The organism is Streptococcus mitis (assembly GCF_946190335.1).
Classification (GTDB): domain Bacteria; phylum Bacillota; class Bacilli; order Lactobacillales; family Streptococcaceae; genus Streptococcus; species Streptococcus mitis_CH.
The window spans coordinates 581,806-596,778 of record NZ_CAMHZN010000001.1 but is presented as its reverse complement, the minus strand read 5'-3'; the positions used below and the strand labels follow the sequence as shown (position 1 = coordinate 596,778).

The 14,973-nt window shown below is 41.5% G+C and carries 20 protein-coding genes; 7 read left to right on the top strand and 13 right to left on the bottom strand.

Annotated features, from left to right (window positions below):
• The first annotated feature begins 1 nt into the window (after nt 1).
• Nucleotides 2–763 (top strand): 16S rRNA (uracil(1498)-N(3))-methyltransferase, encoded by a 762-nt coding sequence (locus tag N8O43_RS03070; RefSeq protein ID WP_261089394.1) that lies wholly within the window; start codon nt 2–4, stop codon nt 761–763.
• A gap of 10 nt (nt 764–773) precedes the next feature.
• Nucleotides 774–2,570 carry an oligoendopeptidase F gene (gene pepF / locus N8O43_RS03065; protein WP_261089393.1) on the top strand — a complete coding sequence of 599 codons (1,797 nt, stop codon included), beginning with the start codon at nt 774–776 and terminating at the stop codon, nt 2,568–2,570.
• A gap of 168 nt (nt 2,571–2,738) precedes the next feature.
• Here pepF and N8O43_RS03060 read toward each other — a convergent pair whose 3' ends face one another.
• A complete protein-coding gene (locus N8O43_RS03060) occupies nt 2,739–3,128 on the bottom strand; it encodes a nuclear transport factor 2 family protein (RefSeq protein ID WP_084928239.1) in 390 nt (129 codons plus the stop codon).
• 150 nt (nt 3,129–3,278) lie between these two features.
• On the opposite strand from N8O43_RS03060, the gene N8O43_RS03055 reads away from it, so the two are divergent.
• Entirely contained in the window at nt 3,279–3,611 is a 333-nt protein-coding gene (locus N8O43_RS03055; RefSeq protein WP_261089392.1) for a winged helix-turn-helix transcriptional regulator, read from the top strand.
• 11 nt (nt 3,612–3,622) lie between these two features.
• Nucleotides 3,623–4,414: a DUF2785 domain-containing protein gene (locus tag N8O43_RS03050; RefSeq protein WP_023946104.1), complete on the top strand. Its 792-nt coding sequence runs from the start codon at nt 3,623–3,625 to the stop codon at nt 4,412–4,414.
• 107 nt (nt 4,415–4,521) lie between these two features.
• Here the strand turns inward: N8O43_RS03050 and N8O43_RS03045 are convergent, their stop codons facing one another.
• On the bottom strand, nt 4,522–5,286 hold the full coding sequence (locus tag N8O43_RS03045; RefSeq protein ID WP_084924137.1) for a (S)-acetoin forming diacetyl reductase: 765 nt from the start codon (nt 5,284–5,286) through the stop codon (nt 4,522–4,524).
• A gap of 255 nt (nt 5,287–5,541) precedes the next feature.
• Between N8O43_RS03045 and N8O43_RS03040 the strand changes: the two genes are divergently transcribed.
• Nucleotides 5,542–6,210 (top strand): MIP/aquaporin family protein, encoded by a 669-nt coding sequence (locus tag N8O43_RS03040; protein WP_261089390.1) that lies wholly within the window; start codon nt 5,542–5,544, stop codon nt 6,208–6,210.
• Between the two features lie 262 nt (nt 6,211–6,472).
• Here N8O43_RS03040 and queF read toward each other — a convergent pair whose 3' ends face one another.
• The 7 genes from queF to N8O43_RS03005 all read right to left on the bottom strand — a co-directional run bounded on the left by queF (nt 6,473) and on the right by N8O43_RS03005 (nt 10,022).
• The gene (gene queF / locus N8O43_RS03035; RefSeq protein ID WP_061759258.1) at nt 6,473–6,964 is read right to left on the bottom strand and encodes a preQ(1) synthase; all 492 of its coding nucleotides are present in this window, start codon (nt 6,962–6,964) and stop codon (nt 6,473–6,475) included.
• An 18-nt stretch (nt 6,965–6,982) separates the two neighbouring features.
• Nucleotides 6,983–7,699, bottom strand: coding sequence for a 7-carboxy-7-deazaguanine synthase QueE (gene queE, locus N8O43_RS03030; protein ID WP_198459328.1), 717 nt, complete (start codon nt 7,697–7,699; stop codon nt 6,983–6,985).
• Complete coding sequence (queD, locus tag N8O43_RS03025) at nt 7,692–8,135, bottom strand: 6-carboxytetrahydropterin synthase QueD (protein ID WP_000464573.1); 444 nt, start codon at nt 8,133–8,135, stop codon at nt 7,692–7,694. The genes queE and queD overlap by 8 nt, the downstream gene beginning before the upstream one ends.
• Nucleotides 8,135–8,788: a 7-cyano-7-deazaguanine synthase QueC gene (gene queC, locus N8O43_RS03020; RefSeq protein ID WP_023933747.1), complete on the bottom strand. Its 654-nt coding sequence runs from the start codon at nt 8,786–8,788 to the stop codon at nt 8,135–8,137. The genes queD and queC overlap by 1 nt, the downstream gene beginning before the upstream one ends.
• 201 nt (nt 8,789–8,989) lie before the next feature.
• Nucleotides 8,990–9,304: a thioredoxin gene (gene trxA / locus N8O43_RS03015; RefSeq protein WP_001029581.1), complete on the bottom strand. Its 315-nt coding sequence runs from the start codon at nt 9,302–9,304 to the stop codon at nt 8,990–8,992.
• 15 nt (nt 9,305–9,319) lie between these two features.
• The gene (locus N8O43_RS03010; RefSeq protein ID WP_000570253.1) at nt 9,320–9,541 is read right to left on the bottom strand and encodes a DUF4649 family protein; all 222 of its coding nucleotides are present in this window, start codon (nt 9,539–9,541) and stop codon (nt 9,320–9,322) included.
• Between the two features lie 100 nt (nt 9,542–9,641).
• Complete coding sequence (locus N8O43_RS03005; RefSeq protein ID WP_033676510.1) at nt 9,642–10,022, bottom strand: MarR family winged helix-turn-helix transcriptional regulator; 381 nt, start codon at nt 10,020–10,022, stop codon at nt 9,642–9,644.
• Nucleotides 10,023–10,306: 284 nt separating this feature from the next.
• Here N8O43_RS03005 and N8O43_RS03000 point away from each other — a divergent pair, with 284 nt between their 5' ends.
• Both N8O43_RS03000 and N8O43_RS02995 read left to right on the top strand, forming a co-directional pair.
• A complete protein-coding gene (locus N8O43_RS03000) occupies nt 10,307–10,681 on the top strand; it encodes a CidA/LrgA family protein (protein ID WP_261089388.1) in 375 nt (124 codons plus the stop codon).
• Entirely contained in the window at nt 10,678–11,373 is a 696-nt protein-coding gene (locus N8O43_RS02995) for an LrgB family protein (RefSeq protein ID WP_050073395.1), read from the top strand. Before N8O43_RS03000 ends, N8O43_RS02995 begins: the two co-directional genes overlap by 4 nt.
• A 51-nt stretch (nt 11,374–11,424) precedes the next feature.
• On the opposite strand, the gene gggC is transcribed toward N8O43_RS02995, so the two are convergent.
• The 4 genes from gggC to N8O43_RS02975 all read right to left on the bottom strand — a co-directional run bounded on the left by gggC (nt 11,425) and on the right by N8O43_RS02975 (nt 14,959).
• The gene (gene gggC / locus N8O43_RS02990; protein ID WP_261089387.1) at nt 11,425–12,972 is read right to left on the bottom strand and encodes a streptosactin export ABC transporter GggC; all 1,548 of its coding nucleotides are present in this window, start codon (nt 12,970–12,972) and stop codon (nt 11,425–11,427) included.
• Nucleotides 12,973–13,110: 138 nt separating this feature from the next.
• Entirely contained in the window at nt 13,111–13,878 is a 768-nt protein-coding gene (locus N8O43_RS02985; RefSeq protein WP_261089386.1) for a hypothetical protein, read from the bottom strand.
• 15 nt (nt 13,879–13,893) lie between these two features.
• Nucleotides 13,894–14,589 carry an ABC transporter ATP-binding protein gene (locus N8O43_RS02980; protein WP_004256110.1) on the bottom strand — a complete coding sequence of 232 codons (696 nt, stop codon included), beginning with the start codon at nt 14,587–14,589 and terminating at the stop codon, nt 13,894–13,896.
• 4 nt (nt 14,590–14,593) lie between these two features.
• Nucleotides 14,594–14,959 (bottom strand): GntR family transcriptional regulator, encoded by a 366-nt coding sequence (locus tag N8O43_RS02975; RefSeq protein ID WP_000119149.1) that lies wholly within the window; start codon nt 14,957–14,959, stop codon nt 14,594–14,596.
• Between the last annotated feature and the right edge of the window lie 14 nt (nt 14,960–14,973).

The window sequence follows — 14,973 nt, the reverse complement described above, 5'->3', positions numbered from 1 at the left end:
CATGCAACAGTATTTTGTCAAAGGCAGTGCAGTCTCTCCTGTCACTATCGAGGACAAGGAGACCAGCAAGCATATGTTTCAGGTCATGCGCCTGAAAGAAGATGATGAGGTTACCTTAGTCTTTGATGATGGGATTAAGCGATTGGCGCGCGTGCTGGATGTGGAAGCTCGTCAGTTTGAATTGGTAGAAGAACTAGATGACAATGTGGAACTGCCAGTCCAGGTGACCATCGCATCTGGCTTTCCCAAGGGGGACAAGCTGGAGTTCATCGCTCAAAAAGTAACCGAACTGGGTGCTAGCCAAATCTGGGCCTTTCCTGCCGACTGGTCGGTTGCCAAGTGGGATGGCAAGAAATTGGGCAAAAAGGTTGAAAAACTAGAAAAAATCGCCCTTGGAGCAGCAGAACAAAGCAAGCGTAATGTTGTTCCAAGTATCAAGCTTTTTGAGAAAAAAGCAGACTTTCTAGCCCAACTTGACCAACTTGACCAACTTGACCAATTTGACCGTATCATAGTAGCCTATGAAGAGTCGGCCAAAGAAGGAGAAGCCGCTGCGCTCTTACAAGCGGTCACTGGTCTTGAAACAGGAGCTAAACTGCTCTTTATCTTTGGTCCAGAAGGTGGTCTGTCACCTGCAGAAATTGAGAGTTTCGAAGCTAAGGGATCAGTCTTAGCAGGACTTGGTCCTCGTATTTTGCGAGCAGAAACAGCACCACTTTACGCTTTATCAGCCCTTAGTGTTTTATTAGAATTAGAGAAATAAGAGGAAGAAAATGGAACAAAAACACCGTTCAGAATTTCCAGAGAAGGAACTTTGGGATTTAACAGCCCTATACCAAGACCGTGAGGATTTCTTGCGTGCAATCGAGAAAGCTCGCGAAGACATCAACCAGTTTAGCCGTGACTATAAGGGCAATCTTTATACTTTTGAGGATTTTGAAAAGGCCTTTGCGGAATTGGAGCAAATCTACATTCAGATGAGCCATATTGGAAACTATGGTTTTATGCCTCAGACGACAGATTATAGCAATGACGAATTTGCCAACATTGCCCAAGCTGGGATGGAATTTGAAACAGACGCCAGCGTAGCTCTGACCTTCTTTGACGATGCCTTGGTGGCATCTGATAAGGAAGTCTTGGACCGTTTGGGTAAATTGCCTCATTTGACGGCAGCTATTCGTCAGGCAAAAATCAAAAAAGCTCATTACCTAGGGGCTGATGTGGAGAAGGCATTGACCAATCTCGGTGAAGTTTTCTACAGTCCGCAGGATATTTATACTAAGATGCGTGCTGGGGACTTTGAAATGGCTGACTTTGAAGCTCATGGTAAAACCTACAAAAACAGCTTTGTGACCTATGAAAATTTCTACCAAAATCATGAGGATGCTGAGGTTCGTGAGAAATCCTTCCGTTCCTTCTCAGAAGGTCTTCGTAAGCACCAAAATACGGCTGCAGCGGCCTATCTAGCCCAAGTCAAGTCTGAAAAACTATTGGCAGATATGAAGGGATATGACTCCGTCTTTGACTATCTTTTAGCTGAGCAAGAAGTGGACCGTGCCATGTTTGATCGTCAGATTGACCTTATCATGAAGGATTTTGCGCCAGTTGCTCAGAGATACCTCAAGCATGTTGCCAAGGTAAATGGTCTTGAAAAGATGACCTTTGCAGATTGGAAATTGGACTTGGATAGCGCCCTCAATCCTGCAGTGACTATTGACGATGCCTATGACTTGGTCATGAAATCGGTAGAACCTTTGGGGCAAGAATATTGTCAGGAAGTTGCTCGCTATCAAGAAGAGCGCTGGGTGGACTTTGCTGCTAACAGTGGCAAGGATTCCGGCGGTTATGCGGCGGATCCATATCGCGTGCATCCTTATGTTCTCATGAGCTGGACAGGCCGTTTGAGCGATGTCTATACCTTGATTCATGAAATCGGGCATTCTGGTCAATTCATCTTTTCAGACAATCACCAAAGCTACTTTAATGCCCACATGTCGACCTACTATGTTGAAGCACCGTCAACCTTCAATGAATTACTCCTCAGTGACTACTTGGAGCACCAATCTGACGACCCACGTCAAAAACGCTTCGCTTTGGCTCACCGTTTGACAGATACATATTTCCATAATTTTATCACTCACCTATTAGAAGCAGCCTTCCAGCGCAAGGTTTATACACTGATTGAAGAAGGGGAGACCTTTGGAGCAAGCAAGCTCAACAGCATTATGAAGGAAGTTTTGACAGATTTTTGGGGCGATGCCATTGAAATCGACGACGATGCAGCTTTGACTTGGATGAGCCAAGCTCACTATTATATGGGCTTGTATAGTTACACCTACTCAGCTGGACTTGTGATTTCGACTGCAGGTTACCTTCATCTGAAACATTCAGAAACTGGAGCTGAAGATTGGCTCAATCTCCTCAAATCAGGTGGTAGCAAGACACCACTTGAGTCAGCTATGATTATCGGTGCTGATATTTCAACAGATAAACCACTCCGTGATACCATCCAATTCTTGTCTGACACAGTTGATCAGATCATCGCCTACAGTGCCCAGTTGGGAGAGTAAATTAAAAGAGTCTGGAACAAAAGTCTAACCTTAAATATAAAAAGCGAACAAAACGAGTTATCTGAAACTCAGAATTCTGTCTTGTTCGCTTTTTTTCTAATCTATCGATTTTAAAAATTTATAATAAAGAATTCCTAAAATCAAAATTTTTTGTCCTGGCCTCTTAAATTATCCCCAAAAGCTATCTTCTTCAGCTTGATCTGAAGAGAAGAGCCAAACTTCTTTGATTTTTCCGTCTTCAATGCGGAAGAGGTCAATCCCGTTCATATTGAGTTCAGTACCATCAGCACGTGTTCCAAGAAAAGTAACATTGGCTGCGATTAAATCCTCATTGTCAGAAACCCAATTTGTTACCACCTTAAAGGTTCCATTAGTTTTCTCAGCAAATGTAGCTAGGTGAGTTCCTAGCTTGTCCTTACCAACAACTGTACCAGATATACTATGAGTACCAGGTTGATGCCAGACAATATCGTCTGCCATCGTTTCAAAGACACCAGGAAAGTCACCAGCAATTAAAGCTTGGTTATAAGCGTTGAAAATTTCTAAGTTTGTTGACATATCTATTCTCCATTTCTTTTTTATGATATAATTGTAACAGTTACAAACAAAAAAACAAGTAGAGACTTTTTTGATAGCTAGTATCAAAAGTAGTACTATTATTGATACTAAAAGATAAATTTTTTTTAAAAAATAGAAAGAAGATATTTTATGACAAATAAAGTGAGTGAGTATGGTATTTGTCCATTTGCGACAACGCAGAGGGTTTTAACGGGGAAATGGGCACTGGTAATCATTTATCAGGTGAGTACGGGTACCAAACGATTTAAAGAATTGCAGAGATTATTGCCTGGGATTACTCAAACTATTTTGACTCGTCATCTCCGTCAATTAGAAAAGGATAAGATTGTTCAACGAAAGGTCTATGCCGAAGTTCCACCACGAGTTGAGTACAGCTTAACCGAAATGGGGCAGGAATTCAGAGTTGTTTTAGATGCTGTCGAGAAATGGGGTCTAGATTATATCAAGTTGCTAGAAATGTAGAGGTATTGACCATGTATCAAGAGTTACTTAGAAAAATAGCAGAAGAAAAACCAAGTTATCATCAGGAGGAAATCCAATGGTTGCTTGATCATTTGGGAGATTCTTCTCCAGAAATTCGCGATGACCTTGTTTTTACAAGCTTTGCTAGAGGGATTCAGGAAGAGCTATTTACACAGGAACAATTTCATTTCATTGCTGAAGGGATTTCATCTGATGGAGGGTTAGATAAAGAGATTGATAAGGTAGGCCTGTCAACCCTTGAACGTTCTTTTAGGGCGCTTATTTATGCAAATCTCTTGTCTGCAGATGCCAACCAGCAATCGATTTTTTATCAGGGATTAAAAGCAGAAATTCGTAATGTCCTTTTAAATCAAGGGTTGTACTATCTTTCAAAAGAAAAGGATACAACAGGTTTTTCAAGTCAGTATGGTTGGGTTCATGCTTTTGCACATGGAGCCGATTTACTGACAGAGGTGGTTTGTCATCCAGACTTTCCTAAAAACAGAATTCATGAAGTATTTGAGATACTTGGCCAACTATTTAAAAGAATTTCCATTCGTTTTACAGATGATGAGGATTGGCGTTTAGCCAGAGTACTTTATGAACCTATTTTACAAGGGAAGTTGGAGCAAGAGCAAGTAGCTTCTTGGATAAAAGCTGTTGACTTTCCGATAGAAGAAAGGGAAGATTTTTATAAATTTTCCAACTTCAGATCCTGTCTGTTGGAAGTCTATGTCCAACTTGACCAGAGAAATAGTTTACAAGATGACTTGAAAGAAGCCATCCAGTCTTTTCAATACTAAGGATAAGCTAATATTATTTATTGAAAGAGTTTCTATTGTATCCTCCTAACTAATAATGAGAACTAATAAAAGAGGTTGAATCATTTTCCAACCTCTTTTTGTGTATCTTAATGGAATTGCATACCACCATCAACGATAATGGTTTGTCCTGTAATGTAGTTTGAATCTGGTCCTGCAAGGAAGCTGACGGCTGCAGCCACATCTTCTGGTTCAGATAGACGTTTTAGAGTAATATCTTTTGCAAATGTCTGCATACCCCACTCGTCATCTTTTCCTGCATTTTTACCAACTTCATGAGCGATGTCGTACATCATTGGTGTTTTCACAATACCTGGTGCGTAGGCGTTAACAGTGATTCCTGAGTCTGCTAAATCACGTGCTAATGTTTGCGTAATTCCACGAACAGCAAATTTGGTTCCACCGTAAACAGTTAGATTTGGGTTACCGACTACACCGGCTTGAGAGGTTGCGTTGATAATTTTACCTCCGTGGCCAAGTGCTTTAAATTGCGCTTGTGCAGCTTGTGAACCCCAAATGACACCACCAACGTTGATACCGAAAGTGCGTGTAAATTGTTCCTCAGTAATTGTATCAAGAGGAGTAGTTGGAGCAACACCAGCGTTATTTACGACAACATTCAAATCACCAAAATGGTCAACAACTTTTTGAAATGCTTGTGCAACTTCGGCCTGTTTCGAAACATCGGCCACGACAGCAAAGGCATTTTCAGATGATAATTCGGCAACAGCTTTTTCAGCTGTTTCGGGATTGTAGTCTAAGACTCCTACCTTAAAGCCATCTTGAACCAATCGTTTTGCGATTGCAAAACCGATTCCTTGACCTGCACCTGTGACAATGGCAACTTTAGACATATGATTCCTCCTTGGTATCCACGATACCATTCAAACGTTCATAAAAGAACAGCAAAGTTGTAAAAATTAGTTCAAATTAGGGAATAAATAACTTATTAGAACTATATTGATATTATATACCTTTAGAAAAAATGTTTCAAATAAACACTACCGTTTTTATAGAATTTTATCCTGAAAATTTCCAAACAATTTTCTTGAAACCCTTTCCCTCTTTTGATAGACTAGTATCTAGTTTTTGAAAAAAGGAGAAAGAAAATGAAAAAATTTGTCGCTGAGTTAATCGGTACTTTCATGCTTGTGTTCGTTGGGACAGGAGCTGTTGTTTTTGGAAATGGTCTTGATGGCCTTGGTCACCTTGGAATCGCCTTTGCCTTTGGTCTGGCAATCGTAGTTGCAGCCTACTCAATCGGAACTGTTTCAGGTGCTCACTTGAACCCAGCTGTTTCGATTGCTATGTTTGTGAACAAACGTTTGTCATCAAAAGACCTTCTCAACTACATCCTAGGTCAGGTTGTTGGAGCTTTTATTGCTTCTGGCGCTGTCTTCTTCCTCTTGGCTAACTCAGGGATGTCAACTGCTAGTCTTGGTGAAAATGCCTTGGCAAACGGAGTCACTGTCTTTGGTGGATTCTTGTTTGAAACAATCGCAACTTTCTTGTTTGTCTTGGTTATCATGACTGTGACATCAGCAAGCAAGGGCAATAGCGCGATTGCTGGTTTGGTAATCGGTTTGTCATTGATGGCGATGATTCTTGTTGGATTGAATATCACTGGGCTTTCAGTAAACCCAGCTCGTAGTTTGGCACCGGCTGTCTTGGTAGGTGGCGCAGCCCTTCAACAAGTTTGGATTTTCATCCTTGCACCAATCGCTGGTGGGGTTCTTGCAGCCCTCGTTGCGAAAAAATTCCTAGGAACAGAAGAATAATTGAAACTCAAAAAGCCTTGCTCCTCATCTCGAGGAACAGGGCTTTTTCGTATTATACTCTTCGAAAATTTCTTCAAACCACGTCAGCTTCCATCTGCAACCTCAAAACAGTATTTTGATTTGACTTCGTCAGTTCTATCTGCAACCTCAAAACAGTGTTTTGAGCTGACTTTGTCAGTCTTATCTACAACCTCAAAGCAGTGCTTTGAGCAACCTGTGGCTAGCTTCCTAGTTTGCTCTTTGAATTTCATTGAGTTTGAGTTTAACGGTTGTCAATTTTCTCTGGATAAAGGTCGTGTTGGAAGAGGCGTTGTTCTGCCAAGCCTTCATACTTAGTTCCTGGCTTACCGTAGTTGTAGTAGGGGTCGATTGAAATGCCACCGCGCGGAGTGAATTTTCCCCAGACCTCTAAATAGCGAGGGTCTAGCAAGTTGACCAAGTCTTTCCCGATGGTGTTGATACAGTTTTCGTGGAAATCTCCGTGGTTTCGGTAGCTAAAGAGGTAGAGTTTGAGGGATTTTGACTCAACACAGAGCTTATCAGGGATGTAGGAAATATAGATAGTTGCAAAGTCTGGCTGAGCAGTGATTGGGCAAAGTGAGGTAAATTCAGGACAGTTAAATTTGATGAAATAGTCATTTTCCACATGACGATTGTCAAAGGATTCGAGGACTTCTGGATGATACTCGAAAATGTAGTTGGTTTCTTTGTTGCCCAGTAGGCTTAGGTTTTTCATTTCTTCTTGTTGTGACATGATTTTTTCTTTCTAATTTTAAACACCACGTTGGTTGTCGTAGAGGAGGGTATGGAGTTGAGGAAGGACGCGGACATTGCCCCAACTATCGTCAGCAGCGATGCGTTCCCAGAGTTCTTTGAGACGGTCCAGTTGATCTTGGACAATATTTCCTGTAGCCTTGGGTTCAGGATTTCCAGCAGATAAGAAAAGGACATCTGGTTGGTAGCGTTCTTGTATTCCTTTAGCAAAGGCTAAATCTGCATCATCAAAGACAGGGATTTTAAAGGTGACCTTGTCTGGATCCAATTGGGAAACGATAAAGTCCAGGGTCTCAAAGTTGACTTCCATCTTGGATGAAGGAGGTTTGGGACTCAGAGTGACCTGGTCGATGTCTTTCAACCAATTTTGCCAGCGAGAGCCTTGAGTTTCAACAGCCAGAGTGACACCACGTTCCTTGAGTTTGGTGACTAGCTCAGCCATGTTGGCTGCTAGGATAGCAGGATTTCCCCCAGATAGGGTTACATAGTCGTAGCTCCCTAATTTATCCAACTCAGCAATGACCTCGTCAGCTGTCATGCGAGTTGGTTTTTCAGAACCATCCCAAGTAAAGGCAGAATCGCACCAGTCGCAGTGGTAGTCGCAACCAGCAGTGCGGACAAACATGGTTTTCTGCCCGATTGCACGACCTTCGCCTTGAAAGGTTGGGCCAAAAATTTCTAGAACTGGTAGTTTGAGGACACGTTCCCTAGTCATCTAACCACTCCCGTCTAAACTCTGCAAAGGCAGTCGGAGTTTCATAGAGGCGAACATATTCCAAACGGAGACCACGTTCGTCAGGCAACTCTTGGTTCATGGTTTGGAAAATCCAGTAAACCATATTTTCAGCAGTCGTGTTCATATAGGGAAGAGTTTCATTGAGATAGCGATGATCCAAGTGGGGTTCTAAGTAGTTCTTGTAGATTGCTTTGATGTCTCCGAAATCGTAGGTCATGCCACGTTCATCTAAAAATCCACTGACAGCAATCTGCAGATGATAGGTGTGACCATGAAGGGATTTGCATTTTCCCTCATAGTGAAAGAGGTGGTGGGCAGCATCGAAGGTAAACTCTTTTGATACCAAGGTTCTGTGTGGATTGTAGACAAGAGACTCCCCGGTTTCCTGTTTGATTTCTTTGGGTGCAAAAAACATTAGTCCTCTCCTTTCTGTGAGAGATAAACATCTAAACCATGTTGACGTAGGTGGCAGGCTGGGCAATCTCCACAGCCACTTCCGATAATCCCATTGTAGCAGGTCAAGGTCTTTTCACGAACATAGTCAAAGGCACCGAGTTGGTCGGCTAATTCCCAAGTTTCAGCCTTGTCTAGCCACATGAGAGGTGTTTGGATAACAAAGTCGTAATCCATGGCAAGGTTGAGGGTAACATTAAGGGATTTGACAAAGACATCTCGACAATCGGGGTAGCCTGAGAAGTCTGTCTCGCAGACACCTGTCACGATATCTTTAATGCCTCGTTGCTTAGCAAGGACTGCCGCAAAGGACAGAAAGAGGTGGTTACGACCATCAACGAAGGTATTGGGAACCTCTCCCTCTTTTTGCTCAATTTCCAGATCAGAGGTCAGGGCATTTTCAGTGATTTGCCCCAGCAGAGACATATCTAGGATGTGATGACGAATCCCCTGTTCCTTAGCGATTTCTCTAGCAACTTGAATTTCGAGATGATGGCGTTGGCCGTAGGCAAAGGTAACGGCTTCGACCGTTTCATAGTGTTCTTTAGCCCAAAAGAGGCAGGTTGTAGAATCTTGACCGCCACTAAAGACGACCAAGGCTGATTGACGTTTCATAGTACTCCTTCCAAAATGGGAAATGTTCAGAGCACGCAAAAAGCTCCCTTGAGGGAGCTAAAAAATACCAAGTCAAGGTTTTTTTTAGCGATGGCATGTCCCAAACATCGTAATATTCTACATACAGTCTAGCATATTTTTTGAAAAATGGCAAAGGGCAAGAAAAAAGAGACCAAAGCAAGTACTTGGTCTCTCGTTTGATTAGCTCAATTCAGCAACGATGGCCTTGATTTGTTCTGCTGTGTGAACACCAGCAACTTGTTTCACCACTTGGCCGTCTTTTTTGAAGAGAAGGGTTGGGATAGACATGATTCCAAAAGCACGAGCTGTGTTTGGATTTTCATCAACGTCCATTTTAACGATTTTTAAAACATCTTCTGAAAGTTCTTCAGACAATTTGTCCAAGATTGGACCTTGCATACGACATGGACCACACCAAGTTGCCCAGAAGTCTACCAAGACCAAACCGTCTTTTGTTTCTTGTTCGAATGTTGCATCTGTAATTGCTTTTGCCATTGTATTTCTCCTTTTTTAGTTATATTGGCTTAAATCTTGTTTCTTGAGATAGAAGAAGATATCTCCATAAGTCCCATGGTAGTCCAAATCATGACCCTTGTAAGTTAATTTTTGGACTGGGTAGTAGTCTGCGACGCCGATAAGGCAAGCTTGTTGTGAACGATCAAAATCTTCATAAGACTCGAAAGTCACAGTTCTTTCGTTCTTGCTGGCATCTAGATAGGTAATTTCAATCATTTTAAAAACTCCTTTGTTTAATGATGACTTTATTTTACTCCTTGTAAAAGAGAATGTCAAGAAAAATGATTGCGCACGCAACTTTTTTTCTAAAATCATCTTAAATCAAGAAATCCAAACCAGTTTCCAAGCTTTCTTCGACAGCCTTTTGTAGTGTGGCCAGTGTCTTTTGCCCATCACCTGTCAGGCAGATAAAGCTAGAACGTCGATCTTGATCACAACACCTGCGACTAAGCAGACCGCAATTTTTGGCTTCCAAGCGAGCCACCATCCGAGAAACAGCGCTCGGGCTCAGATGAAGTTTATCTGGCAGGTCAATTTGGCGTAGAGATTTTTCTTGAGCCAAGTCCAGATAGTAGAGTAGGTAGAACTCTTTCAAGGTCAGACTTTGCTCGCTTTGCTGTGCAATTGTCTCTTCCAAGAGACTTTCAATTTCTTTTTGACGACGATTGAAGTCAAACCATTTTTCCAAATAGGTCATAGTATCTCCTTTCTTTTTAGAATCATAATATAGAAGAAAGTCCATTCACGGACAGTCTCTGTATCACAAGATGATTGCGCATGCAATAATTATACTACTTTTCAAAAGAGCTGACAAGAAGGACGCTGGAATATTTTATCCTAAATCATGCCTGTTTTCACAAGTCAAGAATTGTTTGTATCCCCTTTCCATTTATAATTTTTATTATCCTTTGTGCATTTCCTTGAAATTTTCTGAAAAAAGAGTAAACTGGTATGCAAGAAGTCTATTTCGTGGAGTTTAGGATGAAATTATATGTTCAATTAATGATTCTTTTTGTGATTTCTCTAATCGGAGAGGGAATCTCTAGTTTCTTTCATTTGCCCATCCCAGGCAGTATTATCGGTTTGATTATTCTCTTTCTAGCCTTACAATTCAAGTGGCTAAGAACTAGGCATGTCAACATGGTGGGGAATTTCTTGCTGGCCAATATGACCATTCTCTTTTTGCCGCCAGCAGTGGGAATCATGGAGAAGTTTGATGTGATTGCTCCCTATCTTTTGCCAATTGTTTTGATTGTCTTTTTTGCAGCAGCCATCAATATTATCCTCATAGCCTTGGTAGTTCAGTTCATCAAGAGACGATTTGAGGGAGATTATGAGAAAGGAGATGCCAAATGAGTGAATTTGTTTCCAATCCCCTGTTTGGGCTTGCCCTATCAATCCTAGCTTATCTAGTAGGAATGCTGATTTACAGACGTTTTCCCCATCCATTGACAACACCCTTGCTTTTGTCAGCTGTTTTCATTATCATCTTTCTAAAGGTGACGGGTATTTCTTACCAAGATTACTACCAAGGTGGGGTTTATCTGAACAACTTGATTGTCCCATCGACCGTGGCTCTAGGGATTCCGCTTTATAAGAGTTTTCACTTGATGAAGCACCATGCACGAAGTATTCTCTTTGGTAGTCTGTTAGCAGTAGTTGTCAATACTAGCTTCACTGCCATAGTAGCGAAAATATTTGGTATGGACTTTTTCCTAGCCATTTCTCTCTTTCCTAAGTCAGTAACAACCGCCATGGCAGTTGGGATTACAGAAAAATTGCAAGGTTTGACGACCGTGACCTTGGTGGTTGTAGTGGCGACTGGGATTTTAACCAGTGTCATCGGCCCAACCCTTTTGAAGTGGTTGAAAATTGACGACCCAGTAGCTGTTGGTCTTTCCCTTGGAGGAACAGGCCATGCAGTCGGAACAGGAACAGCCTTTCGATACGGCTCTGTAGCAGGTGCCATGGGTGGCTTGGCTATCGGTGTCACCGGTATTCTCTATGTCTTTGTCAGCCCTATTGTGGCCAGTTTGATATTGAGTTAAAAAGCAAGGAATTCGGGTTCCTTGCTTTTTTAAATCGTATTTTATAGAGTATTACTTTTCTTTGCTTAAGTGAACGACTTGGTCGTAGTGTTTTAAGTCCTCTTCTGTGTAGTGGTGAATGACTTCTATGACTGTTTGAGGTAGGGAGAAGAGCAAGTCACTGATCTTTCTGCTATTTTCCAAGTCAAGATTGGCCTTAATCTCATCGGCTAAGATGAGCTGGCTATCATGGTAGAGGGCGCGAGCAACTTCTAGGCGTTGTTTCTCGCCACCAGATAGACTATCATTGCTGAGCGTTCGATTTTTCAAATCTTCTAATCCTGTTTTTTTGAGGATGTAAGTTAGACGCTCCTCCTTTTTATCCAGTCCTAGAAGGATATTGTCGTCCAGAGAGAGCGTGTCAAAGTAATGGCTATCTTGGAGGATATAGGAACTAAGGCTTATAATTTCTTGACGTGATAGGTTTTGACCAGCAAAGCTAATCTGTCCACTTGTCGGTATCTCTTCTCCATGAATGATATTGAGGAGGGTTGTCTTACCAGAGCCACTCTCCCCGATAATGGCAATTTTTTCTCCTTGTTTGATGTGTATGGAAATAGGATATAAGAGGATATTCCCCTCTTTTTCAAGGGAGATGGTGTCAAGTTGGATAGGGAAAATATTTTCGATGCTTCTAGGCGAGATGGATTCAGACTGGCCCAAAAGTTTTTGGTATTTGTTGAGAAGACTCCGAGTTGCTTTTCGGGTGTTGGTAAAGTAGGCCAATTCTTGGAATTGATAGCCGATATTATGGGAAACCAGATAGATGGCAACAAAACTAGCCGCATCTAAATAATTATAGTAGGTCATAAAGCCACCGATGACGATAGGTGTGACAGAACAGAAGGCATCAATGCTATTGATTAAGAGACTGTTTAAGGTTCGTTGTTTTTCATAGTTGATTTCGGCATCTAGACTGGTTTGTAATTGCTTTTGGTAGCGAGAAAAAAAGAAGTTTTGTCCCTGATAATGGCGAATTTGTTGGCTGCCGCCAATAAAATTTGTCAAGCTTGCTAAGTAGCTATGGTTAACAGTTGACCGCTTTTCAGAAAGTGAATCCAAACGCTTTGATCCGATAGCGCTGCAGAGTACAGGAAAGGAGTAGAAGAGAATGAAAATAAGACCCAAGTAAAAATTGGTCCATAAGGCATAGAGGATAGACACGGTGGTGAAACCAAGAGAAGAAATGATGATGACCGTTGGTTCGATATAGCTTTCTTCTAGTTGCTTGACGTCGTTTTCGAGGTCAGACAAAATATCCTTTTCATCAATCTCATAACTGTTTAAAAATCGCTTGAAAATAGCACTCTTGATTCCATATTTGAAATCAGTAATCAAGCGGGAATAGTAGTAACGTTTCCCAGCTAAGCCCAGTAATAGAATGAGGTTTCCAAGGATTCCCAAAATCAAAACTTTCCAAAGAAGGCCTAGTTCTTGATTGGTAAAACTAGCAACAATATTCTGAACAAGTGCTGGTGTGATAATTGCTTCCAGCCAAGTAATGGCAATAGAAAAGAAGTAAAGTACAAGGTGCGTTTTAGTAACAAATCTTCTCAGCATAAAGAGTTACCCTCCTTATCGATATACATGGAATCAGTTTTAAAGTTATTATACTCCTTTTTATCAAATACGTCATATAAAAATGGAAGTCTTAAGGACGAAAAAAGCCTAGCGAGTTATTGTCGCTAGACTCTGAAATTATTGCAAATTAACCTTGTTTTTCAAGATGTAGTAGGTTCCGAGATAAAAGATAGCTATGAATATGAGTTCTTCAACAATGCCTATGGTCGCTCCCATATAGAAATTATCATTAAATCCTGCAAGTGAATTGACATAGAAGTTCGCACTGGTATTGAAGAAGACTTCTACAAATCCAATGACGATTTGGATACCGATATAAGCTACAATGGCTAGTGCGGTACGGTATTCATTGAACAGTTGTCCGATGGAAATAGCCAAGTAGATGCAGAGGATTCCTGAGATGGTATTTAGTAGGAAGGATACCCCCATAAGAGAGAGTTGAGGAAGGAATGTTCCTACAAGTGGAATCAACTCAGAATTTGATATCCATTCTGGAACCGTTATGGTAACAATAATAAAAGCGCTTAGAGCTAGTACGGTGGAGCTAAGGATAGACCAAATGAAGGCTCCAACTAATTTGGCTGTGATGATATGGTGTTCAGAAACTGGCAAGGTCAAGGTCAGATAGCCTTGTCGGTCATAGACACTACCTTTGAATCGTTTAATAATCAAGAAAATGGTTGAAATCCCAAGTGTAATCATCAATCCACCAAAGACGAGAGCCAGAAAGAAAAGTAAGACAGGTTGGCTATCTTTGAAAGATACATAATTATAGTAGTGTACTTGCATTCCTATGAGAACGGAAAGAACTAGCACGGCAGCGTAAAGGGCTAAATACCACTTGTTAACATTTTTAAATTCGTAGCGAACTAAATTCCAAAACATAATAATCTCCTTTGCTTAGGCCTTAAATTCCTGACGGAAGAGTTGGTCAATGGATTCACCTGACTCATAGCGAATATCGTCTACATTACCTTGACGAACGACTTTTCCATCTTTGAGGAAGACAATTTCATCCAAGATTGGCTCGATATCAGAAATCAAGTGGGTAGAAATCAAAACGGTAGAAGTTGGGGAGTAGTTGTTGATAATGGTATTGAGGATATAATCACGGGCTGCTGGGTCCACCCCACCAATGGGTTCGTCTAAAACGTAGAGACGAGCATCACGGCTCATAACCAAAATCAGTTGTACCTTTTCCTTGTTTCCTTTTGATAATTTCTTGAGACGACTATTTTCATCAATGCCGAGGTCTGCAAGTAGATGATGGGCGCGTTCCAGATTGAAATCTTTATAGAAGGTCTTGAAGTAGGTTAGGGCTTCTTTGACCTTCATTTGCTCATTGAGATAGGTTGTATCTGGCAAATAAGCTACGATAGCCTTGGTTGCTGGGCTTGGGTCCATATCGTTGATAAGGACACGTCCTTGATCTGGTTGTAAGAGGCCGTTGATTAGTTTAATCAGGGTTGTTTTTCCTGAGCCGTTTGGCCCAAGGAGACCAACAATTTTTCCAGCTGGGATGTCAAGGGAAACATTTTCAAGGGCTGGGGTTGCTCCATAAGATTTGGATACATTTTCAAATGCTAGTAATGACATAGGCTTAAACTCCTTTAATATAATCGCCGACTACGCCTGGTAGTTCTTCTTTTTCATAGCCAAAATGGGTCATGGAGGAAACGAAGTGTTCCAATTCTTCTTCCGATAATTGTTTGCGCGATTGGGCGATTAGCTCCTTATCCTCAGTCACAAATCGTCCAGTTGTGCGCTTGCTGTAGACAAATCCTTCTCGTTCGAGGTCTGACAAGGCTCTTTGGATGGTGTTTGGATTGACACCAGCCTCGCTCGCCAGCTCCCTCACGGTTGGAAGTTGTTGATTGGGTTCCAGTGTATGGGAAACAATCTGAAGCTTGATTTTCTCCATAATCTGTAAATAGATGGGTTTTTTGTTGTCAAATGTCCAGGACATCTTGGTCTCCTTTC

Bases quoted from the DNA above. Each gene is read 5' to 3' on its own strand.
- N8O43_RS03070 (WP_261089394.1), top strand. From the start codon at position 2: ATGCAACAGTATTTTGTCAAAGGCAGTGCAGTCTCTCCTGTCACTATC.
- pepF (WP_261089393.1), top strand. From the start codon at position 774: ATGGAACAAAAACACCGTTCAGAATTTCCAGAGAAGGAACTTTGGGAT.
- N8O43_RS03060 (WP_084928239.1), bottom strand. From the start codon at position 3,128: ATGTCAACAAACTTAGAAATTTTCAACGCTTATAACCAAGCTTTAATT.
- N8O43_RS03055 (WP_261089392.1), top strand. From the start codon at position 3,279: ATGACAAATAAAGTGAGTGAGTATGGTATTTGTCCATTTGCGACAACG.
- N8O43_RS03050 (WP_023946104.1), top strand. From the start codon at position 3,623: ATGTATCAAGAGTTACTTAGAAAAATAGCAGAAGAAAAACCAAGTTAT.
- N8O43_RS03045 (WP_084924137.1), bottom strand. From the start codon at position 5,286: ATGTCTAAAGTTGCCATTGTCACAGGTGCAGGTCAAGGAATCGGTTTT.
- N8O43_RS03040 (WP_261089390.1), top strand. From the start codon at position 5,542: ATGAAAAAATTTGTCGCTGAGTTAATCGGTACTTTCATGCTTGTGTTC.
- queF (WP_061759258.1), bottom strand. From the start codon at position 6,964: ATGTCACAACAAGAAGAAATGAAAAACCTAAGCCTACTGGGCAACAAA.
- queE (WP_198459328.1), bottom strand. From the start codon at position 7,699: ATGACTAGGGAACGTGTCCTCAAACTACCAGTTCTAGAAATTTTTGGC.
- queD (WP_000464573.1), bottom strand. From the start codon at position 8,135: ATGTTTTTTGCACCCAAAGAAATCAAACAGGAAACCGGGGAGTCTCTT.
- queC (WP_023933747.1), bottom strand. From the start codon at position 8,788: ATGAAACGTCAATCAGCCTTGGTCGTCTTTAGTGGCGGTCAAGATTCT.
- trxA (WP_001029581.1), bottom strand. From the start codon at position 9,304: ATGGCAAAAGCAATTACAGATGCAACATTCGAACAAGAAACAAAAGAC.
- N8O43_RS03010 (WP_000570253.1), bottom strand. From the start codon at position 9,541: ATGATTGAAATTACCTATCTAGATGCCAGCAAGAACGAAAGAACTGTG.
- N8O43_RS03005 (WP_033676510.1), bottom strand. From the start codon at position 10,022: ATGACCTATTTGGAAAAATGGTTTGACTTCAATCGTCGTCAAAAAGAA.
- N8O43_RS03000 (WP_261089388.1), top strand. From the start codon at position 10,307: ATGAAATTATATGTTCAATTAATGATTCTTTTTGTGATTTCTCTAATC.
- N8O43_RS02995 (WP_050073395.1), top strand. From the start codon at position 10,678: ATGAGTGAATTTGTTTCCAATCCCCTGTTTGGGCTTGCCCTATCAATC.
- gggC (WP_261089387.1), bottom strand. From the start codon at position 12,972: ATGCTGAGAAGATTTGTTACTAAAACGCACCTTGTACTTTACTTCTTT.
- N8O43_RS02985 (WP_261089386.1), bottom strand. From the start codon at position 13,878: ATGTTTTGGAATTTAGTTCGCTACGAATTTAAAAATGTTAACAAGTGG.
- N8O43_RS02980 (WP_004256110.1), bottom strand. From the start codon at position 14,589: ATGTCATTACTAGCATTTGAAAATGTATCCAAATCTTATGGAGCAACC.
- N8O43_RS02975 (WP_000119149.1), bottom strand. From the start codon at position 14,959: ATGTCCTGGACATTTGACAACAAAAAACCCATCTATTTACAGATTATG.